This is a genomic window from Xanthomonas sp. F14 (assembly GCF_014199865.1).
This window is the reverse complement of sequence record NZ_JACHOM010000001.1, coordinates 1,729,325-1,754,480: the sequence shown is the minus strand read 5'-3', so window position 1 is coordinate 1,754,480 and position 25,156 is coordinate 1,729,325. Positions and strand designations below refer to the sequence as shown.

The 25,156-nt window shown below is 64.2% G+C and carries 17 protein-coding genes and 1 tRNA gene; 15 read left to right on the top strand and 3 right to left on the bottom strand.

Translation table 11 applies throughout. The annotated features are described in order from the left end of the window. Positions 1–397 precede the first annotated feature (397 nt). Together GGR73_RS07505 and GGR73_RS07500 are read right to left on the bottom strand one after the other, a co-directional pair. The gene (locus GGR73_RS07505) at positions 398–3,157 is read right to left on the bottom strand and encodes a TonB-dependent receptor (protein ID WP_184456273.1); all 2,760 of its coding nucleotides are present in this window, start codon (positions 3,155–3,157) and stop codon (positions 398–400) included. 312 nt (positions 3,158–3,469) lie between these two features. After that, entirely contained in the window at positions 3,470–5,548 is a 2,079-nt protein-coding gene (locus GGR73_RS07500; protein WP_184456270.1) for a glycoside hydrolase family 97 protein, read from the bottom strand. 242 nt (positions 5,549–5,790) lie between these two features. Between GGR73_RS07500 and GGR73_RS07495 the strand changes: the two genes are divergently transcribed. Genes GGR73_RS07495 through GGR73_RS07485 form a run of 3 tightly spaced genes read left to right on the top strand, consistent with a single transcriptional unit; the run spans position 5,791 to position 11,125 of the window. Further along, on the top strand, positions 5,791–7,977 hold the full coding sequence (locus GGR73_RS07495; RefSeq protein WP_184456268.1) for an alpha-L-rhamnosidase-related protein: 2,187 nt from the start codon (positions 5,791–5,793) through the stop codon (positions 7,975–7,977). After that, the gene (locus tag GGR73_RS07490) at positions 7,974–9,452 is read left to right on the top strand and encodes an MFS transporter (RefSeq protein WP_184456266.1); all 1,479 of its coding nucleotides are present in this window, start codon (positions 7,974–7,976) and stop codon (positions 9,450–9,452) included. Before GGR73_RS07495 ends, GGR73_RS07490 begins: the two co-directional genes overlap by 4 nt. Positions 9,453–9,463: 11 nt before the next feature. Next, a complete protein-coding gene (locus GGR73_RS07485) occupies positions 9,464–11,125 on the top strand; it encodes an alpha-amylase family glycosyl hydrolase (protein WP_184456531.1) in 1,662 nt (553 codons plus the stop codon). Positions 11,126–11,552: 427 nt separating this feature from the next. Here the strand turns inward: GGR73_RS07485 and GGR73_RS07480 are convergent, their stop codons facing one another. Then, positions 11,553–12,674, bottom strand: coding sequence for a LacI family DNA-binding transcriptional regulator (locus tag GGR73_RS07480; protein ID WP_179465570.1), 1,122 nt, complete (start codon positions 12,672–12,674; stop codon positions 11,553–11,555). A gap of 325 nt (positions 12,675–12,999) precedes the next feature. Between GGR73_RS07480 and thrS the strand changes: the two genes are divergently transcribed. The 12 genes from thrS (at position 13,000) to GGR73_RS07420 (ending at position 25,140) form a co-directional block, all read left to right on the top strand. Then, entirely contained in the window at positions 13,000–14,904 is a 1,905-nt protein-coding gene (thrS, locus tag GGR73_RS07475; RefSeq protein ID WP_046343264.1) for a threonine--tRNA ligase, read from the top strand. Between the two features lie 48 nt (positions 14,905–14,952). Beyond that, positions 14,953–15,495 (top strand): translation initiation factor IF-3, encoded by a 543-nt coding sequence (infC, locus tag GGR73_RS07470; RefSeq protein ID WP_080591364.1) that lies wholly within the window; start codon positions 14,953–14,955, stop codon positions 15,493–15,495. Between the two features lie 239 nt (positions 15,496–15,734). Continuing rightward, the gene (gene rpmI, locus GGR73_RS07465) at positions 15,735–15,932 is read left to right on the top strand and encodes a 50S ribosomal protein L35 (RefSeq protein ID WP_002811096.1); all 198 of its coding nucleotides are present in this window, start codon (positions 15,735–15,737) and stop codon (positions 15,930–15,932) included. Between the two features lie 10 nt (positions 15,933–15,942). Beyond that, the gene (gene rplT, locus GGR73_RS07460; RefSeq protein WP_003484828.1) at positions 15,943–16,302 is read left to right on the top strand and encodes a 50S ribosomal protein L20; all 360 of its coding nucleotides are present in this window, start codon (positions 15,943–15,945) and stop codon (positions 16,300–16,302) included. A 262-nt stretch (positions 16,303–16,564) separates the two neighbouring features. Next, on the top strand, positions 16,565–17,560 hold the full coding sequence (pheS, locus tag GGR73_RS07455) for a phenylalanine--tRNA ligase subunit alpha (RefSeq protein ID WP_016903312.1): 996 nt from the start codon (positions 16,565–16,567) through the stop codon (positions 17,558–17,560). Positions 17,561–17,675: 115 nt separating this feature from the next. Then, positions 17,676–20,054, top strand: coding sequence for a phenylalanine--tRNA ligase subunit beta (gene pheT / locus GGR73_RS07450; RefSeq protein WP_184456264.1), 2,379 nt, complete (start codon positions 17,676–17,678; stop codon positions 20,052–20,054). Between the two features lie 21 nt (positions 20,055–20,075). Beyond that, a complete protein-coding gene (locus GGR73_RS07445) occupies positions 20,076–20,375 on the top strand; it encodes an integration host factor subunit alpha (protein WP_002811076.1) in 300 nt (99 codons plus the stop codon). Beyond that, positions 20,356–20,712, top strand: a complete 357-nt coding sequence (locus tag GGR73_RS07440; protein WP_005995911.1) for a MerR family transcriptional regulator — start codon at positions 20,356–20,358, stop codon at positions 20,710–20,712. Before GGR73_RS07445 ends, GGR73_RS07440 begins: the two co-directional genes overlap by 20 nt. Before the next feature lie 60 nt (positions 20,713–20,772). Next, positions 20,773–20,849, top strand: a tRNA-Pro gene (locus GGR73_RS07435). A 473-nt stretch (positions 20,850–21,322) separates the two neighbouring features. Then, a complete protein-coding gene (locus GGR73_RS07430) occupies positions 21,323–22,021 on the top strand; it encodes a polysaccharide biosynthesis/export family protein (RefSeq protein WP_016903310.1) in 699 nt (232 codons plus the stop codon). Continuing rightward, entirely contained in the window at positions 22,003–23,442 is a 1,440-nt protein-coding gene (locus GGR73_RS07425; protein ID WP_179465573.1) for a GumC family protein, read from the top strand. The genes GGR73_RS07430 and GGR73_RS07425 overlap by 19 nt, the downstream gene beginning before the upstream one ends. Before the next feature lie 243 nt (positions 23,443–23,685). After that, complete coding sequence (locus tag GGR73_RS07420) at positions 23,686–25,140, top strand: undecaprenyl-phosphate glucose phosphotransferase (protein ID WP_046343239.1); 1,455 nt, start codon at positions 23,686–23,688, stop codon at positions 25,138–25,140. Positions 25,141–25,156: the final 16 nt, after the last annotated feature.

Here is a 25,156-nt window from a genome sequence, read left to right as displayed (position 1 = left end):
CGAAGGGCAATGCAAGCTTGGATTTTGAAAATCTTGGATCAAAAGAAAACCCGCCGGTGTCACATCGGCGGGTTTTCTTTGGTCGATGTTGTCGTTTTGATCAGGAGAGCATTCGGTTCTTCTAGTTAGAGGCGGCATCTTGAATGACGGCCCATGGAGCCCGACAGAGCAGAACTGGTACTACTTGATTGGCGCGCGTTGCGCTTGTGCCGAACCCTCACCCCAACCCCTCTCCCGGTGGGAGAGGGGCTTTGGTGTCCCGGTGGAGAGGGCTGGCACCGGGGCCGGCCAGCCAGGTGATGCGCCGGTTGTCACGTAGGTAGCGTAGCCGCAGTTAGCGATGTGGCCACAGCCAAAGATGTAGCCAATCAGCGCATCGTTTGCAGTTCACAGCTCATCAGAACTTGTAGTTGACGCCCAGCACGAAGGTGCGGCCCCATTCGATGTATTCCAGCGGACGGTCCTTGGTTTCGGCATAGGTGCGGTAGGGCGAGTTGCTGAGGTTGCTGGCCTGCAGCAGCAAGGTCAGGCCGGCAAGATCGCTGCTGTCGTTGAAGCTGTAGCTGATCTGCGCATCGGTGATGTTTTCGCCGACCACGTAGCGCAGCGTGCGGTTGCCGTTGAAGTTGCCGATCTCGCCGATGAAGTCCGAGCGGCGGCGCTGGCTGACGCGTGCTTCGAAGCCCTTGTGCTCGTAGTAGGCGGTGAGGTTGTAGACGCGTTCGGACAGGCCGGGCAGGCTGATTTCGCCATCACCGACACTGGAGGCGCTCTCCGGGTCGCGGATCTTGACGTCGCTGTCGTTGAAGGTGGCGCTGGCCTGGATACCGAAACCTTCCAACGGAGCGAAGACCAGATCCAGCGGCAGCGAAGCGGTGAGTTCGACGCCGCGCAGGGTGCCGCCCTTGCCGTTGAACGGAGCGCTGAAGGTGCCGGTGGTCAATACCGGCGCCGAGCCCGGTGGTGGCACATAGCCGGCCACCAACGCGGAGAAATCGTAGTTGTCGCGGCTCTGGGTGTAGATGTAGCTCTTGAGGTCCTTGTAGAAGAACGCGGCGGCCACGTAGGCGCGCTCGGCGAAATACTTTTCGTAGGAGAGGTCGATGGCGTTCGCGCGCCAGGGATCCAGCATCGGGTTACCGCCGCTGGCGCCGGGGCGGCCGGTGGAGGTGTCGACGCCGAATTCCAGCGAGGCGCGCAGCTGATCCACGCGTGGGCGTGCGACCTGCTTTGCCATCGCAAAGCGCAGTGTCTGTTCGTACGGGAACTGGAAGGCCAGATTCAGGCTGGGCAGCCAGTCGCGATAGGTCTTGCCGTCGTCGATCGGGCGCACTTCACTGCCTGCCGGCTGCGACGCGTCCCAATAATTTGCGTGCGAGGATTGGTCGGCGCTCTGCAGCTGCACGCCGATATTGCCGCGCACGCCCACATCGCCCCATTCGGTATCGAGATTGGCGCGCAGCCAGGCGGTGGTGATCTTTTCTTCCACGGTCCAGGCCTTGGACACCAGGAACGAGGCATCGTCGCTGGGATTGAACAGCATGTAACGCGAGACCACCGCCGGGACGTTCCAGGCGGGCAGGGTACCGATGCCGGCAAAGCCCAGGTTGACCGGCGCGTATTGCAGGTCCGGTGCGATGGTGGATTCGCCCTGCGCGCCAAGGGTGATGTTGCCTTCCGGCTGGGTTTTCTGTTTTTCGCGATTGGCGTAGTTGACGCCCACATCCAGATCCGAGAACCAGCTCAGCGCTTCGGGCATCGGGAAGCTGGCCTGCAGGCGTGCGCCCTTGAGCACATCTTCCACGCTCGGCACCTTGCCGTAGCCGGAGCCGTAGATGGTGTTGGTCAAAAACAGCTGATCGGGATTGGAGTAATCCATTCCGGGCGCAAGCTGGGAGAAACCGTTGCCGACAACCGTTACGCCGACGGTATCCAGCTGCGGCATGGGCGCACGCTGAAGATTATTCTCCAGGTTCAGTTCGTCGCGCGTGGCCTTGGAATAATTGAGATCGGCAGTGATCTTGACCGCACCGGCAGTGATCTCATTGTTCCAGCCGAATGCATCGATGGTGTCTTCGCGCTTGTTGTACATGCCGCGGACCAGCGGATAGACGCCACTGGCGTCGCCGCCGGTGAAGCTGTTGCTGTCGTTGACGCGCACGTTGCTGATGTTCAGGCCCGGCGTGTAGCCACCGTTGTAGTTGCTCAGGTTGAGCTCGAACTGGTTGGCGGTGTCGATCTGCTCGGCCTTGGTGTGGAAGGCGTCGAGCGTGCTGGTCCAGGCGTTGGACGGGCGGTATTGCAAGGTGGCCATGACGCCGTCGCGCTTCTGGTTGCCGGTGCGGCGCAATGCCTTGATGCCGTCGGAAAAATACACGCCGTCGGCCACGCCGGGGCGCGGGCGTTGTGCGTTGACCGGCTGCCATGGTTCGTACAAGCCGACCTGATTTTCCTGGATCGGCATGTCGGTGTGTGCGTAGCCGATGGTCAGGCCGATGGTGCGGTCGGCGAACTGGTCGATGTAGCTGACATTGAAGCGGTTGCCGTAAGGATCGACGTTGGCGGCCTTGCCCAGCGAATTGCGTTGGTAACGGCCACCGATGGCGATCACGCGCTCGTTGTAGCTGAGCGGGCGCGCAGTCTGCATGTCGACGGTGCCGGACAGGCCCTGGCCGACCAGGCCGGCGTCGGGCGTCTTGTAGACGGTGACACCGCTGACCAGTTCGGACGGGTACTGGTCGAATTCCACGCTGCGGTTATCGCCGGTGCTGACCACTTCGCGGCCGTTGAGCAGGGTGGTGGAGAAGTCCGGCGACAGCCCGCGCACGCTAATGACCTGTGCGCGACCGGCCACACGTTGCGCCGCCAGGCCAGGCAGGCGCGCGAGCGATTCGGCGATGCTGACGTCGGGCAGCCGGCCGATATCTTCGGCCGAAATGGCTTCCACGATCGAGGTCGAGTCCCGCTTGACCGAGATGGCACCTTCGATCGCGCGGCGCAGGCCGGTGACCTGGACCTTGTCCAAGTCCGTCACCGCGCCGGCGGTTTGTTCGGTGTCGGTTGCTTGCGCCGGTGTCGCCGATTGCGCGGCGGCCAACGTCGGTGCCATGGCAACGGCCAGGGCGATACTCAGCGCAGAGCGCTTGTGCTTCAACATTTTCCCCTCCCAGGTACATGTTGTTCTTTGATTTTTCGATCCGGCAGACGCCTGGATGCATCGCATCGCGCGCCACGACGGACGTTACGACTGCGACGTATGGTAGACACGGCACCTGGGTGCAAACGGGCACTGCATACGTATTCACTCCGGCTGATTGCGCTGGAATCGATTCCACGCCGGCTTTGCTGCGGCGCGGTACGCTCCTGGCCTGTCGTAAGGCAACGCCAATGCGCAATCTGCAGCGGTTGCGGTGCCGTTGCGTGATGCACTCGGTCGTGTTGAAGGTCTCTTCAGCCCGTTGCGACCAAATTAGCGCCTGCCATCCACCGGCACGAAGCGAATCGCCTGCCCACCACCTGGCGCAAGACGCAGTTCCAGCGTGTCGGCACTGCTGACCTGGCGTTGTTCGCTGACAAAGGCGAATGGGTTGCTGACATAGTCCGCACCGTCGCCGTCGCGATAGATCTGCGCGGTGTAGCGCATGCCCGGCTCAAGGAATCCGAGCGACACCTGCAGCAGCCGGCCATGCTCGTCGGTGATGCTGCCCAGGAACCAGTCGCGGCTATGCCGATCCTTGCGCGCGATGGTGACGTAGTCGCCGACTTCGCCATTCAAGGCGCGGGTCTGATCCCAATCCACCGCCACGTCCTCGATGAAGCGGAAGGCATCGCGGTGCTGCAGATAATGCTCGGGCAGATCGGCGGCCATCTGGATCGGGCTGTAAAGCGTCACGTACAGCGCCAGCTGGCGCGCAAGCGTGCTGGGAATCGCCTGGCCGTTGCGGCCTTTCAGGCTGAGGATGCCGGGCGTGTAATCCATCGGCCCGGCGAGCAGGCGGGTGAACACCAGGTTGACCTCGTGCTCGGGCGGATTCGGTGGCTGGCCCCAGGCGTTGTATTCCATGCCACGCGCGCCCTCGCGCGAGATCCAGTTGGGATAGGTGCGGCGCAGGCCAGTGTCCTTGATCGGTTCGTGCGCATTGACTGCAAGGTGGCGCGCGGCAGCTTCCTGCACCACGCGCAGATGATGGCGTGCCATCCATTGGCCGTCGTGCCATTCGCGCAGCGGTGTGCCGCCTGCCGGGTTACGACGTTCCACCTGGCCGTCGTCGCAGACATAGCCGGTCTTGACCGAGTCCACGCCGAACCGGGCGTACAGGTCCATCGCTTCGGCAATCTGGTCTTCGTAATGATCCACTGCGCACCCCGTTTCATGATGGCCGATCAGATGCACGCCCTTGCCGGCGGCGTATTTGCTCAGCGCGGGCAGGTCGAAATCCGGTGTCGGCCGGGTGAAATCGAAACTGCCGCCGTTGCCGAACCATTCGCCGTCCCAGCCCGGATTCCAGCCTTCCACCAACACGCCACGAAAGCCGTGTGCCGCAGCGAAGTCGATATAGCGCTTGGTGTTGGCAGTGGTGGCGCCGTGTGTCGGCCCGGTCGCCCAGGTTTGCTGGTTGAGATGCATGGACCACCACACCCCGACGTATTTAGACGGCTTGACCCAGCTCACATCGCCCAGGGCGTTGGGCGCGTTGAGGTTGAGGATCAGGTTGGACTCCACCAGCCCGGTGGCCTGGTCGGCGATCTGCAGCGTGCGCCACGGCGTATCGAACGGCAGCTTGCGCCGCACCTTCCAGCCTTCGGCGGCGGGCGACAGCTGCGCGCGCAGGCGCCGGCCTTCGGTACGGCGCAGCCACATGCCGGCGTAGTCGACCAGCGCCGCTTCATGCAGCGCGACATGCAGCCCGCTCTCGGTGCGCAAGGTGAGCGGCGTATGTGCCAGCGCGACCTGGTTCAACGGCGTGCGCTGATACAGGTATTCGTAGTGGATCGGCTCGCCTGCCGGAATCCACCATGCCTCGGAGGGTTGCGCGATGGCGAATTCGGTGACTTCCTCGTCGATGATGGCTTCGCGCAATCCCGCTTGCTCGGGAAAGTGATAGCGCAGGCCGATGCCATCGTCGTACACGCGCAAGATCACATCGAAGCGGCGTTGCGCGCCGCTGCTTTCGCCCAGGCTGACGCTTAGTTCGTTGTAGTGGTTGCGCACCAGGCGCGTCTCGCCCCAGGGTTGTTCCCAGGTATCGTCATGGGCTTGGCGTGCTTGCGAGAGGACGACCAGGCCGCGGTCCAGCCGGCCGTCGCGCAACTGGAAACCCAGGCGCGAGCGTTCCAGTACCGGCTGGCCCAGGCGTTGCACGCGGTAGTAGGGCGTGCCGCCGTCCACTTCCAGCGTGACCTGCAGGACGTTGCCAGGCGAATCGGCACTGATGGCGATGCGCTCGGCCTGCGCGATGCCCGCAAGACTGCCAAGCAACAGGACAAGCAGTGGCGCACTGCGTGCGGCGCGCGCTATCGAACGCACGCGATGTGAAACCAGCGGCATATCCCCTCCCAAGGCGGCCGTTGCGTCAGCGGCGACTATGCAGCGCTGTGGCGTGGATGAGCCATGCTGCACTGCGGCCATTGCCATGAATACGTATGCATTGATGCGGAACCGCTGAGCGCGCGTCTACCATGGCGTCACGGCACCTGGGAGGGTCCGCGCCCGTGGCACGCCAGTGCCGCGCACTACAACGCGTGCAACGAGGGAGGGAGGCCGACGGTGCAAGCCGTCTGGCCGCTTCGATGCTGAAGATGATCTGCATGGCTGCAACGCTCGGCGTTGCGGCAAGCTCGCCGGTGTTGGCCGATGAGCTGGAATTCCAGGGCCGCCGTGCGCAAGCGCAGGCGCTCGAAGACGGCGGTTTCGTGTTGCGCTGGCCGCAGGGCGAGCGCCGCATCGGGCCGCAGCCGATGCGTACCCATACCGCCAGTCCGTTGTTCGACGCCCTGTTCGCCATGGCGCAGCAGGAAATGGCCGACGACCGCGTCGAGGCGATCCGCGATCCGGCCTTCAACGACGGCAAGCCGGTGCCTTGCGCGTGTTTCGAAACCGGTGAGCGCTGGCCTTACGTATGGACGCGCGATGTCAGCTTCGCCGCCGATCTGGCGTTGGCGCGGCTGGAGCCGGAGCGCGCGCGCAACGCGCTGCGCTTCAAGCTGTCGGCGGCGCGCGACGGGCAGACGCCAGGGGTGTTTGTTGCGCAGGACACCGGCTCCGGTGGCAGCTGGCCGATCAGCAGCGACCGCGTGGTGTGGTTTCTTGCCGCGCGCGGCCTGCTGGATGACAAGGCGTTCGCTGAAGACGTCTGGGAAGCGTTGCAGGCCACGCTCGCGCAGGATCGTGACGCGGTCTTCGATGCGCAGATCGGCCTCTACCGCGGCGAAACCTCGTTTCTGGATTGGCGCGAGCAGACCTACCCGGAGTGGACGCGCCAGGATGTGCGCTTCATTGCCGAGTCCTTCGCCCTGTCCACCAACGTGTTGCACTACCAGGCCCTGCGCCTGGCCGAGCAGCTGGCGCGCCAGCATGGCGATGCGCGTGCGTCCAGGTACGCCCAGTGGGCCGATGCGCTGCGTCAGGCCATCGCCACGCGCTTCTGGGATGCGCCCAGCAATCAGTATGTGAGCTATCTGGGCAATGCGGCGCATCCGGTGCGCTATGCCAAGGTCGATCTGCTCGGTGTGTCGCTTGGCGTGCTGGCCGAGGTGTTTCCGAAGGAGCGTGCGCGTGCCGCGCTGCGCGGGTATCCGCTGGTTGCCGGCGGCAGCCCGGTGGTGTGGCCGCAGGACGCCGAACAGCCGATTTATCACAATCGCGCCGTCTGGCCCTTCGTCAGTGCGTACGCGCTACGCGCCGCACGCCAGCTGGACGACGCGCCGCGCATTGCGCTGGAGCTGCAGTCGTTGATGCGCGGCAGCGCGCTGGCTGGCTCCAACATGGAAAACTACGAGATGCAGAGCCTGGCGGTGCATGTGGAGGAGGGGCCCCGCAGTGGCCCGGTGGTGAATTCGCCGCGCCAGTTGTGGTCGGTTGCCGGCTATCTCTCCGCGGTGCTGGAAGGCGTGTTCGGCATTGGCGCCGATGGCAGTGTGACGCCGAAACTGCCGCGTACGTTGGTGCCGTTGTTGTTTGGCGATCGCCAGCAGATCGTGCTTGAACAGGGCGCCCGACGCTATGTGCTGCAGCGGCCGACGGCGAGTGCGGGTGAGTTGCTGGTGGCGGGGAAGGTCGAGCAACAAGGCCAGACCACGTTGGTGCATCTGATCGGTCGCAAGGCCGATACCACCGCCCCGCCGCAGCCAGGCCAGGTGTTCGCACCCAGCACGCCGGAGGCGCCCGTCGCGCAACGGCAGGGCGACGGCCACCGCATCGTGATTCCGGCTGGGACGACGCTGTACATGGATGGGCATGCGTTGGACGCCACGCAGCACTTAGACCTGCGCGAGGACGGCCGGCTGCACGTGCTCAGCCTGACCCGCCGCGCCGATGGCCTGGAGTCGCTGCACAGTCCCGCGTTGACGCTCGGCCCGTTGCAGGAGGTCGCGGGCAGCGAGGCCTGGGTTTGGACTGCCACGCGCGCGGGCCAGCATCGCGTATCGCTGCGTTATCGCAACCCCAACGGGCCGATCAATACCGGCGTCACTGCGGCGGTCAAGCGGCTGCTGCTGGAATGCCCGGGGCAGGCGACGCAGTCGCAGGTCGTGGTGATGCCGCATAGCGTGGGCGAGCAGCTGTCCACGCAGGTCAGCTTCACTGTGGTGGCCGGGCAGCAGTGCAGGTTCCGGCTGGAAGATGGCTTCAACATGAGCGCACTCGCGCATTTTGCGCAGTACAACGGCGGCCGCGGTGGTCGCGATGGCGTGGTCAACACCGCGCAGGTGAGCGCGCTGCTGGTCGGCCCCGCAGCGAGCACGGAGGCTGCGCAATGACCGCCAAGCCACGCCTGAGTTTCTGGCAGATCTGGAACATGTGTTTCGGCTTTCTCGGTATCCAGTTCGGCTTCGCGCTGCAGAACGCCAACGCCAGCCGCATCTTCCAGACCCTGGGGGCGCAGGTCGACGATGTGCCCGGTCTGTGGATCGCCGCACCGCTCACCGGTCTGATCGTGCAGCCCATCATCGGCTACCTGTCCGACCGCACCTGGACGCCATGCGGGCGCCGACGTCCGTATTTCATGGTCGGCGCGGTATTCACCACACTGGCCTTGCTGGTGATGCCCAACGCGCCGATGCTGTGGATTGCCGCCGGCACGTTGTGGGTGCTGGATGCATCGATCAACATCTCGATGGAGCCATTCCGCGCCCTGGTCGGCGATCAACTGCCACCGGCGCAGCGGCCCACCGGCTATGCGATGCAGAGCTTCTTCATCGGGGTCGGCGCGATTGTGGCGAGTTTCCTGCCGTGGTTGCTCACGCATTGGGGCGTGGCCAATACCGCGCCGCCGGGGCAGTTGCCCGACAGCGTGCGCTACGCCTTCTACCTCGGTGCCGCAGTGCTGTTCCTGTCGATCAGCTGGACGGTGCTGCGCACGCGCGAATACAGCCCGCAGCAGCTGGCCGGTTTCGACGATGCGCATCCGCCTGTAGCGGCTGCAGCGATCGCCGGCACCTTGCCGCCGCAACGTGCGAGTGCGCTCTGGTGCGGCATCGGTGTGCTGCTCGCCGCTGCGATCGCCTGGCAGCACGGCGACCGCATGCTCTACGTGCTGGCCGGCCTGTGCATCGCCTACGGTGCGCTGCTTGCGTTGGCGCGCGTGCTGCCATCGACCGGCATGCTGGTGGCGATCGTGCAGGACGTGCGCAGCATGCCGCTGACGATGCGACGCCTAGCCTGGGTGCAGTTCTTCTCCTGGTTCGCGCTGTTTGCGATGTGGATCTACACCACCGCCGCAGTCACCCAGGTGCACTTCGGTGCCAAGGACACCGCATCGGCAGCCTACAACGAAGGTGCGAACTGGGTGGGCGTGTTGTTTGGCGCCTACAACGGATTTGCGGCGTTGGCGGCATTGGTCATTCCACTGCTGGTGCGTGCGATCGGCCTGCGCTGGAGTCATCTGTGCAACCTGTGGCTGGGTGCGGCCGGGCTGTTGTCGATGCTGGTGATCCGCGACCCGCAGTGGCTGCTGCTGTCGATGCTGGGTGTCGGCTTTGCCTGGGCCTCGATCCTGTCGCTGCCCTATGCCTTGCTGTCCGACAGCGTGCCCGCCGCCAAGATGGGCGTGTACATGGGCATCTTCAATTTTTTCATCGTGATTCCGCAGCTGGTCGCGGCCAGCGCACTGGGCTTCGTGCTGCGCGTCTGGCTGGGCGGTCAGCCGATCCATGCGCTGGCCATCGGTGGCGCCAGTTTGCTCATTGCCGGTGTGTGCGTGGTGCGGGTTCCAATGGCCTCGGGAGGGCAGTGATGCGGCATGTGATGATGGCTGGATTGATCGTATCTGCAGGGGCGGCGAGCGCGGCGGCTGCACCCGGCGATTACTACGGCACGCTGGAACCGTTCGCTGCCGACGCGGTGTATTTCGTGGTGACCGACCGTTTCGTCAATGGCGACCCCGGCAACGACCAGCGTGACCAGGGCGGTGCGCATCGCACGTTCGATGTGCCGACGCCTTGCGCAGATGGAGTCGGCGACAACATCGGTTACCTGGGGGGCGACTTCAAGGGCATCGTCGAACATGCCGACTACATCCGCGACATGGGCTTTGGCGCGGTATGGATCACGCCGATTGTCGACAATCCGGATGAGGCCTTCACCGGCGGCAAGCCGATCAGCTGCGGCAGTACGCTCAGCGACCACGGCAAGACCGGCTATCACGGCTACTGGGGCGTGAATTTCTACAAGCTCGACGAGCATCTGCCCAGTCCGGGCCTGGACTTTGCCGGCTTCACCCGCGCCATGCATGCCAACCGCTTGAAGGTAGTGCTGGATATCGTGGGCAATCACGGCTCGCCGGCCTACAGCATGCCGGTGGCGCAGCCGGGCTTCGGCAAGCTGTACGACGCCGATGGCCGACTGGTCGCCGATCACCAGAATCTGCCACCGGCGCAGCTGGATCCGCAGCACGTTCCGCTGCACGCGTTCTACAACACCGGCGGCGGCCTGGCCGAGTTGTCCGATCTCAACGAAAACAATCCCGCCGTGCTCGATTATCTGGCTGGCGCGTATCTGCAGTGGATGGAGCAGGGCGCCGACGCGTTCCGTATCGACACCATCGGCTGGATGCCCGACCGTTTCTGGCATGCCTTCGTTGCGCGCATCCGCGAAAAGCGTCCGGGGTTCTTCATGTTCGGCGAAGCCTTCGATTACGACGCCAGCAAGATTGCCGGGCATACCTGGGCGCGCAATGCCGGCGTCAGCGTGCTGGATTTCCCATTGAAGCAGCAGCTGTCCGCTGTCTTCGGGCATGAGCAGGCCGGGTTCGAGAAGCTTGCCGCGCCGCTGTTTCTGCGTCAGGGGCCGTATGCCAATCCGTACGAGCTGATGAGCTTCTACGACAATCACGACATGGCGCGCCTGGATGCCAGCGACACCGGCTTCATCGACGCGCACAACTGGCTGTTTACCGCGCGCGGTATCCCGGTGATCTATTACGGCTCGGAGACCGGCTTCATGCGCGGGCGCGCCGAACATGCAGGCAACCGCAATTACTTCGGTGCCGAGCGCATCCGCACTGCACCGCACAGCCCGATTTTCGGCCCGTTGCAGCAGATCGCGCGGCTGCGTCGCGATACCCCGGCATTGCAACGCGGCGTGCAGGTGGATGTGCTGCTACGCGGGGAGCACGCGGCATTTTTGCGGGTCTATCAGCATGCGGGCGCCAGCCAGACGGCGTTGGTGCTGCTCAACAAGGGCGATGCGGCGGCGAACATCGAGGTGACGCGTTTTCTGCAGCCCGGCACCTGGCGCGACGCGATGAGTGGCGAGCAGGTGCCGGTGCAGCGTCGGCTGCTGGCGGCGGTGCCCGCGCATGGGGTGCGGGTGCTGCTGTCGGACGCGCCGATCACCGACCCGGCCTTGCGCAGGCAGCTCGACGCGCAGATGGCCGAGCAAGCCGCGCGCGACGCCCGCAACCGGTAGGAGCGCCCCCGGGCGCGACGGGCGTTGCCGGCAATGCCCCGTCGCGCCCGGGTGCGCTCCTACGAGGCATCAGATCGGGGACTTTCGCGCACGCTCCAACGAATCCCGAATCCCGAATCCCGAATCCCGAATCCCGAATCCCGAATCCCGAATCCCGAATCCCGAATCCCGAATCCCGAATCCCGAATCCCGAATCCGGCCGACGCTGATTTCGATCCTGGTCACGCTGCGGGCCGCGACAGCACGGGGCCGCCCGCAACAGGTAGGAGCGCACCCGGGCGCGATGGGCGTTGCCGGGAACGCCCCGTCGCGCCCGGGTGCGCTCCTACGAGGCGTCAATGGCTGCGGCTGACCCCGCGCAGCCCGTCACGTATGCTCTAACGATTCCCGATTCCCGATTCCCGAATCCCGATTCCCGATTCCCGACTCAACGCCTGACAGCCCCATCAGCGGCCCGGCCAAGCACCGCCTCGCCGGTCTCCGAGCCGGACGGTCTCCAGCCCAACGGTGGCTGCAGCCCACTGCTGCGCGAGGAATCACGCAGCGCCAGCTTCACTGGAATCGTGCGGCTCTGGGCCGCTTCACCGCGGATCAGCGCCACCAGGCTTTCCACCAGGAGCGTGCCGGCCTGCTTGGTGTCCTGCTGCACCGTCGACAGCGCCGGCGCCACCGACGCCGCCAATGCGATATCGTCGAAGCCGCTCACCGCCACATCCTGCGGCACCCGCAGGCCGCGCTCGCGCAAGGCGCGCATTGCGCCGATCGCAATCAGGTCGCTGGCCGCGCACACCGCATCGAATGCCTTGCCGCTGTCGAGCAGCGCCAGGCACGCGGCATGGCCGGACGACTCGGTGGTGATCGCGTCGAACTGCAGCGCGCGATCGGCCACCAAACCCTGCTGATTCAGCGCAGCCACGTAGCCGCGGTAGCGCTCTTCGAACTCGGGATAGTGGTTGGACGCGTGGCCGAGAAAGGCGATGCGGCGGCAGCCCTGCGCCAGCAGATGCTCGGTGATATCCAGCCCGCCCTGGTAATTGTCGCTGCCGATCGAGATGCCCGGCTGCCCCGGCAGCGCCGCGCCCCAGCGCACGAAGTGGGTACCTTGTTCGACCAGCAACTGCAGCCGCTGGCGCGACTGCTGATAATCGCCGTAGCCGAGCAGGATGATGCCGTCGGCCTTGTTGCTGTCTTCGTAATCTGCCTGCCAGTCCTTGGACAGCTGCTGGAACGACACCAGCAGGTCGTAACCCTGCAGCGCGCAGGCGCGGGTGATCGAGCCCAGCATCGAATGGAAGAACGGGTTGATCAGCGAATCGTCGGCGGTGGGGTCTTCGAAGAACAGCAGCGCCAGCGTGCCGGCATTGCGCAGCCGCAGCGACGAGGCGTTCTTGTCGACCTTGTAGTTCAATTCCTTGGCGATGCGCAGGATGCGCTTGCGGGTTTCTTCGTTGACCATCGGGCTGCCGCGCAGTGCGCGCGACACGGTCGGCTGCGACACGCCGGCCAGGTAGGCGATATCCAGCGAGGTGGCTTTACCCTTGATGGTCATGGTCGGCACTGGCAGCACAGGTGGCCGGCATCATGCCACGCGCCCGCCGGCCCCGTGCCGGCATGCGCAACAGCGGGCTGATTGGTTTACCATTCGCTTCCAAGACCCCTTGCGAGAAGGTGGCCCGCGCCCCGCGCCGGCCCAGCGTGCGACATGAGCACTACCACCGCCCACCGCTGATTCCGGCCGCGCCAGTCCGCAGGGCGCCCGCGCCGCGTTCTTTCCGCCCCACCTCTCGCCATACCCTTATCCGAGCCTGTCCCGCAACGGGCAGATCTCCCTTGCAGCCGCCGCGCTGCAGCCAGCACAGACCTCATCCTTGCCCATGATCAACATCACGCTCCCCGACGGCAGCCGCCGCGAATTCGAATCCCCCGTCTCGGTGATGCAGGTCGCCCAGTCGATCGGCGCCGGCCTGGCCAAGGCCACCATCGCCGGCCAGGTCGACGGCCAGTTGGTCGATGCCAGCGACGTCATCGACCACGATGCCAGCCTGCGCATCATCACCGCCAAGGACGCCGAAGGCGTGGAGATCATCCGCCACTCCTGCGCGCATCTGGTCGGGCATGCGGTCAAGCAGCTGTACCCGGAGGTCAAGATGGTGATCGGCCCGGTCATCGCCGAAGGCTTCTACTACGACATCTACAGCGAACGCCCGTTCACGCCGGACGACATGGCCGCGATCGAGCAGCGCATGCAGGAATTGATCGCGCAGGACTACGACGTGATCAAGAAGGTCACCCCGCGCGCCGAGGTGATCGAGGTGTTCGCCCAGCGCGGCGAGGAGTACAAGCTGCGCCTGATCGAGGACATGTCTGACGACATCACCGCGATGGGCCTGTACTACCACCAGGAATACGTGGACATGTGCCGCGGCCCGCACGTGCCCAACACGCGCTTTCTCAAGGCCTTCAAGCTGACCCGTATTTCCGGCGCCTACTGGCGCGGCGATGCCAAGAACGAGCAGCTGCAGCGCATCTACGGCACCGCCTGGGCCGACAAGAAGCAGCTGGACGCCTACATCCTGCGCATGGAAGAAGCCGACAAGCGCGACCATCGCCGCATCGGCAAGCAGCAGGACCTGTTCCATCTGCAGGAAGAGGCGCCGGGCCTGGTGTTCTGGCATCCCAAGGGCTGGTCGCTGTGGCAGGTGGTCGAGCAGTACATGCGCAAGGTCTATCGCGACAGCGGCTACGGCGAAGTGCGCTGCCCGCAGATCCTGGACGTGTCGCTGTGGCAGAAATCCGGCCACTGGGACAACTACCAGGACGCGATGTTCTTCACCGAGTCGGAGAAGCGCACCTATGCGGTCAAGCCGATGAATTGCCCGGGTCACGTGCAGGTGTTCAACCAGGGCCTGCACAGCTACCGCGACCTGCCGATCCGCTACGGCGAGTTCGGCGCCTGCCACCGCAACGAGCCCTCCGGCGCGCTGCACGGCATCCTGCGCGTGCGCGGCTTCACCCAGGACGACGGGCATGTGTTCTGCCTGGAATCGCAGATCGAAGCCGAAGTCACCGCGTTCCATCAGCAGGCACTGGCGGTCTACACCGCGTTCGGCTTTGAGGACATCGAGATCAAGATCGCGCTGCGTCCGGAAAAGCGCCTGGGCGACGACGTCACCTGGGACAAGGCCGAAGCCGCGCTGCGCAGCGCGCTGGGCGTCTGCGGGGTGGAGTGGCAGGAGCTGCCGGGCGAGGGCGCCTTCTACGGCCCCAAGATCGAGTACCACCTCAAGGACGCGATCGGCCGTACCTGGCAGCTGGGCACCATGCAGGTCGATTTCATGATGCCGGGCCGCCTCGGCGCCGAGTACGTGGACGAGCACAGCCAGAAGAAGCATCCGGTCATGCTGCACCGGGCGATCGTCGGCTCGATGGAGCGTTTCATCGGCATCCTGATCGAACACCACGCCGGCGCCTTCCCCGCCTGGCTCGCCCCGGTCCAGGTCGTTGTCGCAAATATCACCGACGCCCAGGCAGACTATGTCGACTCGGTTCGGAAAACCCTTGCAAATCAAGGCTTCCGTGTGAGCGCCGATTTGCGTAACGAGAAGATCGGATATAAGATTCGCGAGCATACGCTGCAACGCGTGCCTTATCTGCTCGTCGTCGGTGACCGCGAGAAGGAAAACGGCGCCGTCGCCGTGCGGACACGCTCGGGAGAGGACCTCGGGACCATGACGGTCTCGGCCTTCATCGAACGTCTGCAGGCAGAGCAGGCAGCGTGAGCCAACCCCGGCCGGTCTGGATGATCCGGATGCGCCGGTTCGATTCCCCTGGGAGATTGCAATATCAGTACCCCTGACAACAAACAGAACCGCAAGAACCAAGAAATCCGTGTGCCGCGCGTCCGCGTGATCGGCAGTGACGGTGAGATGGTCGGCGTGTTGTCGCGCGACGAAGCGCTCGCCAAGGCCGAGGAAGAAGGCCTGGATCTGGTCGAAATCCAGCCGCAGGCCGACCCGCCGGTCTGCAAGATCATGGATTTCGGCAAGTTCAAGTTCGAGCAGCAGAAAAAGGCCAACGAGGCCAAGAAGAAGACCAAGCAGGTCGAGATCAAGGAACTCAAGTTCCGTCCGGTCACCGACGAGGGCGACTACCAGATCAAGCTGCGCAACATGCGCCGCTTCCTGGAAGAGGGTGACAAGGTCAAGGTCAATATCCGCTTCCGTGGCCGTGAAATGAGCCACCAGGAGCTGGGGCGCGAAATGGCGTCCCGGATCGAGGCCGACCTGGGCGACGACATCGTCATCGAGTCGCGTCCGCGCCTGGAAGGGCGCCAGATGGTCATGATGATCGCGCCGAAGAAGAAGATCTGATCCCGCGCCAGGGTGGGCCCGACGGGCCCGTCCTGGCCGGCGACAGCATCCATTTGCAAGAATCCCCGGCAACGGGCATACTGCGCGGCCCGGTTTTGCCGGGGCGCCGCGCAAGCGGTACAGGACCTGTCCGGATCGTGTTCGATCAAGGACTTACAAGCAGGCAAGGGCAAGGATGGAAAGCGTGGTCGCAAGACTGCCGCCCGGGTCAGTGACAAAACACCATCAAGGACATTGCAATGCCCAAGATCAAGACCAACCGGGCGGCGGCCAAGCGTTTCCGCAAGACCGCCTCCGGCAAGTACAAGTGCGGCCACGCAAACCGTAGCCATATCCTCACGAAGAAAGCGACCAAGCGGAAGCGCAACCTGCGGCAGACGAACCACGTCCGTGCCGAGGACGCTGGCCGTCTCGATCGTATGCTTCCCTACCTCTGAGGACTGACCCATGGCACGAGTAAAGCGTGGCGTACAGGCGCGTCGCCGCCACAAGAAAATTCTGACCCTGGCGAAGGGTTACTACAACGCTCGCCGCAAGGTCTTCCGCGTTGCCAAGCAGGCAGTCATCAAGGCGCAGCAGTACGCCTACATTGGCCGCAAGCAGAAGAAGCGTAACTTCCGTTCGTTGTGGATCACCCGCATCAATGCGGCTGCCCGCATCAACGGCTTGAGCTACAGCCGTTTCATGAATGGCCTGCTCAAGGCTGGCATCACCCTGGACCGCAAGGTGCTGGCTGATATCGCTGTGCACGACGCCGCCGGCTTTGCCGCGCTGGCGGAGAAGGCCAAGGGCGCGCTGGCGGCATAGGTGCGAGTCCCTCGCAAGAGCCCGCACATCCATGTGCGGACTTTTGAAGGGATAGCGTCTCGAAGGGGTTTGCGCATTCGTGTACAGGCCTCCGGCGAGGGCAAGCAGATATGCAGGGGGAAGGGCGCGAGTCCTTCCCCTTTTGCGTTTTTAGATGGCCGGCATTGCTGACTGGATGCCGGGCAAGACCAGATTTGAGTGGCAATGCGTTCCGGTGCATCCGGAAACACCGTTCGGTAGACGCAGTTGAGGCGCGAGTGCAATGAGTGAGATTCAATCCCTGACCGAGCGTGCGCTGGCCGATGTCGCCGCCGCGCAGACGCCGGACCAACTGGAAGCCTTGCGCGTCGCATTGCTCGGCAAGAGCGGCAGCATCACCGCCCAGCTCAAGCAGCTCGGCACGCTGCCGGCCGATCAGCGAAAGGCCGCTGGCGAAGCGATCAACCTGTCGCGTGATGCGCTGACCGCGGCGTTGTCCGAGCGCAAGCACACGCTGGAAAACGCCGCGCTGGACGCACGTCTGGCCGGGGAGCGGATCGATGTCACCTTGCCGGGGCGTCGCAGCGAACGCGGTGGATTGCACCCGGTTACGCGCACGCTCGAGCGCATCGTCGAGATCTTTGCGCGCCTGGGCTATGAGTTGTCCGATGGTCCGGAGATCGAGGACGACTGGCACAACTTCGAAGCCCTGAACTTTCCGCCGCACCATCCGGCGCGCGCAATGCACGACACGTTCTATTTCGGCGATGGCCGCCTGTTGCGCACCCATACCTCCGGCGTGCAGGTGCGCTACATGGATGCGCACAAACCGCCGCTGCGCATGATCGCGGCCGGCAAGGTGTACCGCTCCGATTCGGACCAGACCCATTCGCCGATGTTCCATCAGGTCGAAGGCCTGCTGGTCGACGAGCACTCCAACTTCGCCGATCTCAAGGGCACCTTGTCCGAGTTCGTGCGGGCGTTCTTCGAGCGCGATTTCGAGATGCGCTTCCGCCCCAGCTATTTCCCTTTCGTGGAACCGGGCGCGGAAGTGGACATCGCCTGGCAGCAGCCGGACGGCAGCACGCGCTGGCTGGAAGTGCTCGGCTGCGGCATGGTGCACCCGAACGTGCTGCGCAGCGTCGGCATCGACCCGGAGCGCTACACCGGCTTCGCGTTCGGCCTGGGCGTGGAGCGCTTTGCGATGCTGCGCTACGGCGTCAACGACCTGCGCGCATTCTTCGAAAACGACGTGCGTTTTCTTAGGCAGTTCGCCTGACGGCGGCGATTGGGGATTCGGGATTGGGGATTCGCAACGGCGCCCCGGTCCGCCCCAGATCCCGCCGACGCGTTTTAGCTAATCCCCAATCCCGAATCCCCAATCCCGGCTCCTCATGAAATTCTCTGAAAATTGGCTGCGCAGCCACGTTCCCATCCAGGCGAGCCGCGACGAGCTTGCCGCGACGCTGACGGCGATCGGTCTGGAGGTCGAAGAGGTCACGCCACTGGGCGAGGCGCTGGGGCAGGTGGTGGTGGCGCGTATCGTCGAGGCGGTGCGTCATCCGGAAGCCGATCGTCTGCAGGTCTGCAGTGTCGACGCAGGGCAGGGCGAGTTGCTGCAGATCGTGTGTGGCGCGCCCAATGCGCGTGCCGGTCTGGTGGCACCGCTGGCGCTTGTCGGTGCGCAGATCGGCGCGCTCACCATCACTGCGGCCAAGCTGCGCGGGGTGGCGTCCAACGGCATGCTGTGCTCGGCCAAGGAACTGGGGCTGGACAGCGATGCGTCCGGCCTGTTCGAGCTGCCCGACGATGCGCCGGTGGGTCGGGCGCTGGCCGAGTATCTGGGGCTGCCGGATGCCAGCATCGAGATCAAGCTGACGCCCAATCGCGCCGACTGCTTCAGCGTGCGCGGCATCGCCTTCGATGTGGCGGCCGCCTGTGCCAGCGCAGTGGTGGCCTTTGAAGCCGATGCAGTGGCGCCGGTGTCCACGCGCACGCTGGCGGTGGAATTGCATGCCGGCAACGCTGCGCCGCGCTATTGCGGACGGGTGATCGAAGGTATCGACCCGGCCGCAACAACGCCGGTGTGGCTGGCCGAGCGGCTGCGTCGCAGCGGCGTGCGTCCGGTCTCGCTGCTGGTGGACATCACCCAGTACGTGATGCTGGAACTTGGCCAGCCGATGCATGCGTTCGATCTGGACGCCCTGCAAGGCCCGATCGGCGTGCGCCATTCGCGCAGCGGCGAGCAGCTGGCATTGCTGGACGGGCGTCAGGTCACGCTGGACGACAGCTTCCTGACCATCACCGATGCCGACCGCCCGGTCGCATTGGCCGGCCTGATGGGCGGCCTGGATACCCGCGTCACCGACACCACGCGTAACGTGTTCCTGGAGTCGGCGTACTTCGATCCTGCGGCGATCATGGGGCGTGGCCGCAAGTTCGGTCTGCATACCGATGCCGGTCATCGCTTCGAGCGTGGTGTGGATCCGGCATTGCCGCCACAGGCGATCGAAGTGGCGACGCGGCTGGTGCTGGAACTGGCCGGTGGTACGCCGGGCCCGGTGGTGCATGCGCAATTGCCGGAGCATCTGCCACAGCCGGCGCCCATCCTGCTGCGGCGTGCGCGGATTGCGCGCGTGCTCGGTATCCAGATTGACGATGCCGAGGTCGTGCGCATTCTGGGTGCGCTTGGCATGCAGCTGGAGGCGGTTGCCGAAGGCTGGCAGGTGATGGCGCCGAGCCGTCGCTTCGATATCGCCATCGAAGAGGATCTGATCGAAGAACTGGCGCGTATCCACGGGTACGACCGCGTGCCGACCACGCTGCCGGGCGGCGCAAGCCGGATTGCGATGCCGAGCGAAACCCAGCTCGATGAGCTCAGCGTGCGGCGCCAGCTGGTGGCGCGCGAGCTGCAGGAAACCATCAATTACGCCTTCGTCGACGCCACCTTGCTGGAGCGCTGGCAGCTGACCGACGGCCTGGTGCCGTTGGCCAATCCGCTCAGCGCCGAGCTGGCGATCATGCGTCCGCGCCTGTTGCCGGGCCTGGTGGCGACGCTGGGCCGCAATGCCGCCCGCCAGGCCGGGCGGGTGCGCCTGTTCGAGCTGGGCAAGGTGTTCGCGGCCGCGTCTGATGCCGGCGCCGCCCCGCAGGAGTCGCAGCATGTCGCCGCGGCCGTGTGCGGCGATGCCCTGGCGCTGCAGTGGGGCGAGCCCGCGCGCAAGGTGGACTTCCACGATCTGAAGGGCGACCTGATGGCGCTGGCCGCGGCCAGTGGCGCGGTGCTGGAGTTCCAGCCCTCTGCCCAGCCCTTCGGGCATCCGGGGCGGTCGGCCGACATCCATCGCGATGGCGTGTGCATCGGCTGGATCGGGCAGGTGCATCCGCGCCTGGCCAAGGCATTGGACATCGACGTGGATGTGATCGCGTTCGAACTGCAGCTGACGGCGTTGGTCAAGCGTGCGCTGCCGCGTGCCGGCGAGCTGTCGCGGTTCCCCTCGGTGCGTCGCGATCTGGCCTTCCTGGTCCCGGAAGAGGTGAGCTGGGCGGCGCTGTCGAGCAGCGTGCGCACCACCGTCGGACCGTTGTTGCGCGAGGTGCAGCTGTTCGACCGCTACGTCGGGCAGGGGGTCGAGCCAGGTTTCAAGAGTCTGGCTATGGGCTTGATTTTGCAGGATAACTCGCGCACTCTCACCGACCGGGACGTCGACGCAGTCGTTGCCGATGTGGTGACCGTGATCGAGCGCGAACACCGCGCCCGGATCCGGAGTTGAGGCGGTAACCAGGGGATTGGCATGGCATTGACGAAAGCGGAGATGGCCGAACGTCTGTTCGACGAGGTCGGTCTGAACAAGCGCGAGGCAAAGGAATTTGTCGACGCGTTCTTCGATGTGCTGCGCGATGCGCTGGAGCAGGGCCGTCAGGTGAAGCTGTCCGGTTTCGGCAACTTCGATCTGCGGCGCAAGAATCAACGGCCCGGTCGCAATCCCAAGACCGGCGAGGAAATTCCGATCTCGGCCCGCACGGTGGTGACCTTCCGTCCGGGCCAGAAGCTCAAGGAGCGGGTGGAGGCTTATGCTGGATCCGGGCAGTAATCGCGAACTACCGCCAATCCCGGCCAAGCGCTACTTCACCATCGGCGAAGTCAGCGAGCTGTGCGACGTCAAGCCGCATGTGCTGCGCTATTGGGAAACCGAGTTTCCGAGCCTGGAACCGGTCAAGCGGCGCGGCAACCGGCGCTACTACCAGCGCCACGACGTGCTGATGGTGCGCCAGATCCGTGGCCTGCTGTACGAGCAGGGTTACACCATCGGCGGCGCACGCCTGCGTCTTGAAGGCGATGGCGCCAAGAGCGAGTCGGCGCTGAGCAACCAGATCATCAAACAGGTGCGCATGGAGCTGGAAGAGGTTCTGCAACTGCTGCGCCGCTAGGAAAACGTTTCACAAAGCCGCTATAATCGCAGGCCGCCCTCGCGGCGGACGCAACATCTTCGGGGTATAGCGCAGCCTGGTAGCGCACTAGTCTGGGGGACTAGTGGTCGTCGGTTCGAATCCGGCTACCCCGACCAAACACGGAGCCCATGTCTTCACGGACATGGGCTTTTTTGTTGCGTCGCACAATGCGATCGGCGGTCTGTCATACGCCTGACACGATATGTCCATCGGCATACTGCACAGCAGCATGAATTGCCTGGCCGAGCCCGTTTGGTTGCGGTTCTGTTCGCTATGGACCTGGGTCACGCAATGTCGCTAAGTCCCCGAAAATGCTCCAAATCATTGGCGGCGGATTCGTACTTGGATCACGTTTTGTTAACGCTGCAACGACGAACTTGAATCAATAGGCCAACGCCGTCAAAAAAATGGCGAGCAGCGTCTTGCGATGCGTTGGTTCTATGCCATAGTGCACTGCAACACGTCACACCTGTCGTGATCCCAAGCGTCTTGGGATGAATTTCTCTGTCGTACGTTCTTGCTGGCGTGTTGGCCGGTTGAATGCTGCGCGAGGTCCTGTCCCACCCAACCGAGGCAGCCAGCCACACGCATGAAAAAACTGATCGGACGATTTTGCCAAGGCCTCAGCCTGGCGTTGATCTGCTCGATGGCACTGGGCGCATGCAGCACCGGTCCGAAGATGGCCGATTCGCTGCCGCTTCCGGATCCGCTCGCGATGTCCGCCGTGCAACCGGAGTATCGACTTGCCCCAGGCGACTTGCTGTTGTTCAAGGTGTTCCAGGTCGACGATCTGGAGCGGCAGGTCCGCATCGATCAGAACGGCCACATCTCGCTGCCGTTGATCGGCGACGTCAAGGCAGCCGGCCTGGGTGTCGGCGAGCTGGAAAAGCTGGTGGCAGAACGCTACGCCGCCGGTTATCTGCAGCAGCCGCAGGTGTCGGTGTTCGTGCAGGAATCCAATGGTCGCCGGGTCACGGTGACCGGTGCGGTCGACGAGCCGGGCATCTATCCGGTGATCGGCGCCAACCTGACCCTGCAGCAGGCCATCGCGCAGGCCAAGGGCGTCAGCACCGTGGCCAGCCGCGGCAACGTCATCGTGTTTCGCACCGTCAACGGTCAAAAGATGATCGCCAGATTCGATCTGACCCAGATCGAGAAGGGGGCCAACCCGGACCCTGAGATCTACGGCGGCGACATCGTTGTGGTGTACCGCTCCGACGCACGCGTCTGGCTGCGCACCATGCTGGAACTGACCCCCCTTGTGATGGTGTGGCGCGCTTACCGATGAGTATGAATTCAGACAATCGTTCTTCCCCGTCTCATCGTCATGGGCATCTCGAGCTGGCCGACGTTGGCTTGCTCGACTACTGGCGCGCGCTGGTCTCACAGCGCTGGTTGATCATTCTGATCACCGTCGGGGCAGTGGCACTGGCGTTTGGCGTCACCCTGCTGATGCCGGAAAAGTACCGCGCCACCAGCACGCTGCAGATCGAGCGCGACTCGCTCAACGTGGTGAATGTCGACAACCTGATGCCGGTGGAATCGCCGCAAGATCGCGATTTCTACCAGACCCAGTACCAGCTGCTGCAGAGCCGCTCGCTGGCCCGTGCGGTGATCCGCGAAGCCAAGCTCGATCAGGAGCCGGCGTTCAAGCAGCAGGTCGACGAAGCACTGGAAAAGGCTGCTGCCAAGAATCCGGAAGCCGGCAAGTCGGTCGACTCGCGCCAGGCCATCATCGAGCGCAGCCTGACCGATACGCTGCTGGCCGGGCTGGTGGTCGAGCCGATCCTCAATTCGCGCCTGGTCTACGTCAACTACGATTCGCCGGACCCGGTGCTGGCTGCCAAGATCGCCAACACCTATACCAAGGTCTTCATCGTCAGCACGCAGGAACGCCGCATCAAGGCATCCTCGTTCGCGACCAAGTTCCTGGCCGAGCGCCTGGAGCAGTTGCGCGACAAGGTGGAGGACTCGGAGAAGAATCTGGTCTCCTATTCCACCGACGAGCAGATCGTGTCGGTGGGCGACGACAAGCCATCGCTTCCGGCGCAGAACCTCAGCGACCTCAATGCGATGCTGGCATCGGCGCAGGACGCCCGCATCAAGGCCGAGGCAGCCTGGCGTCAGGTCAGCAGCGGTGACGCGATGTCGCTGCCGCAAGTGCTGAGCAATCCGCTGATCCAGAGCCTGCGCGGCGAGCAGATCCGCTTGAACACCGAATATCAGCAGAAGCTGTCGACCTTCAAGCCGGACTATCCGGAAATGCAGCGTCTGAAGGCGCAGATCGAAGAGTCGCGTCGCCAGATCAATGGCGAGGTCCTCAATATCCGCCAGTCGCTGAAGGCGACCTACGACGCGTCGGTGCATCAGGAGCAGTTGCTCAACCAGCGCATCGCCGGATTGCGTAACGATGAGCTCGATCTGCAGAGCCGCAGCATCCGCTACAACATGCTCAAGCGCGACGTCGATACCAACCGCCAGCTCTACGATGCGCTCCTGCAGCGCTACAAGGAGATCGGTGTGGCGAGCAACGTCGGCGCCAACAACGTGACCATCATCGATACCGCAGACGTGCCTACGTCTAAGACTTCGCCGAAACTCAAATTGAACCTCGCTTTGGGCTTCATCTTTGGCGTATTCCTGGGTGTGGCTGTGGCACTGGTGCGCTACTTCCTGCGTGGCACGGCAGCGCAGACGCGGTTGGACTGACATCGTCGTGTTGCACAACGATGGTTAATTGAAGTGACAACTGATTCAGCGTGGAAAAGGTTGGATCCCGTATGTTTCGGGCTCCTTCGTTTGAAAGTTTGTCTCTGTTGAAACAAAGGGCTGTCGTGCGATCTGGGGTCGGTAGGTATTACCGCGGTGATCGTTCGACGGAGATGATTGAAAGCTCGCGTGCGTTTCGTATGTTCCCCCGCATGCGCCGTATCGAGTTTGGAGGACATCCCCATGCTTTTGGCAGACTTGAGTAGCGCGACTTACACCACATCCTCGCCGCGATTGTTGTCCAAGTATTCGGCTGCGGCCGATCTGGTCCTGCGCGTCTTCGACCTCACCATGGTCGTGGTCTCCGGATTGATCGCCTATCGCATCGTCTTCGGCTCCTGGGTGCCTGCGGCACCGTACCGGGTCGCCATCGCCACCACGCTGTTGTACTCGGTGATCTGCTTTGCGCTGTTTCCGTTGTATCGCAGCTGGCGCGGTCGCGGGCTGTTGAGCGAGCTGATGGTGCTGGGCGGTGCATTCGGCGGCGTGTTTGCGCTGTTCGCGGTGCATGCGCTGATCGTGCAGGTCGGCGAGCAGGTCTCGCGTGGCTGGATCGGCCTGTGGTTCGTCGGTGGGCTGGCCTCGCTGGTGGCGGCCCGCACGGTGCTGCGCGGCTTCCTGAATCACCTGCGCACCCAGGGCGTGGATGTGCAGCGGGTGGTGGTGGTCGGTCTGCGCCACCCGGTGATGAAGATCAATCACTACCTCAGCCGCAACCCCTGGGTCGGCATGAACCTGGTCGGCTATTTCCGCACGCCGTACGACATCGCCGTGACCGAGCAACGCCAGTCGCTGCCGTGCCTGGGCGATCCGGACGCGCTGATCGAGTACCTGAAGGACAACCAGGTCGAGCAGGTGTGGATTTCGCTGCCGCTGGGCGAACGTGACCATATCAAGCAGTTGCTGCAGCGCCTGGATCGCTATCCGATCAACGTGAAGCTGGTGCCGGACCTGTTCGACTTCGGTCTGTTGAACCAGTCCGGCGAGCAGATCGGCAACGTGCCGGTGATCAACCTGCGCCAGGGCGGTGTGGACCGCGACAACTACTTCGTGGTCGCCAAGGCGCTGCAGGACAAGATCCTGGCCGTGGTTGCGCTGATGGGCCTGTGGCCGTTGATGGCTGCGATTGCGGTCGGTGTGAAGATGAGTTCGCCGGGCCCGGTGTTCTTCCGCCAGCGTCGTCATGGCCTGGGTGGGCGCGAGTTCTACATGTTCAAGTTCCGCTCGATGCGTGTGCATGACGACCATGGCACCACCATCCAGCAGGCGACCAGGAACGACACCCGTATCACCCGTTTCGGTGCGTTCCTGCGCCGCAGCAGCCTGGACGAGTTGCCGCAGATCTTCAACGTGCTCGGTGGCAGCATGTCGATCGTGGGGCCGCGCCCGCATGCCGCGCAGCACAACACCCATTACGAAAAGCTGATCAATCACTACATGCAGCGCCATTACGTCAAGCCGGGCATCACCGGTTGGGCGCAGGTCAATGGATTCCGTGGTGAAACCCCGGAGCTGCGCACGATGAAGAAGCGCATCCAGTACGACCTGGACTACATCCGTCGCTGGTCGCTGTGGCTGGATATCCGCATCATCGTGCTGACCGCAGTGCGTGTGCTCGGACAGAAGACCGCGTACTGATGATGGCGGGGAGTGT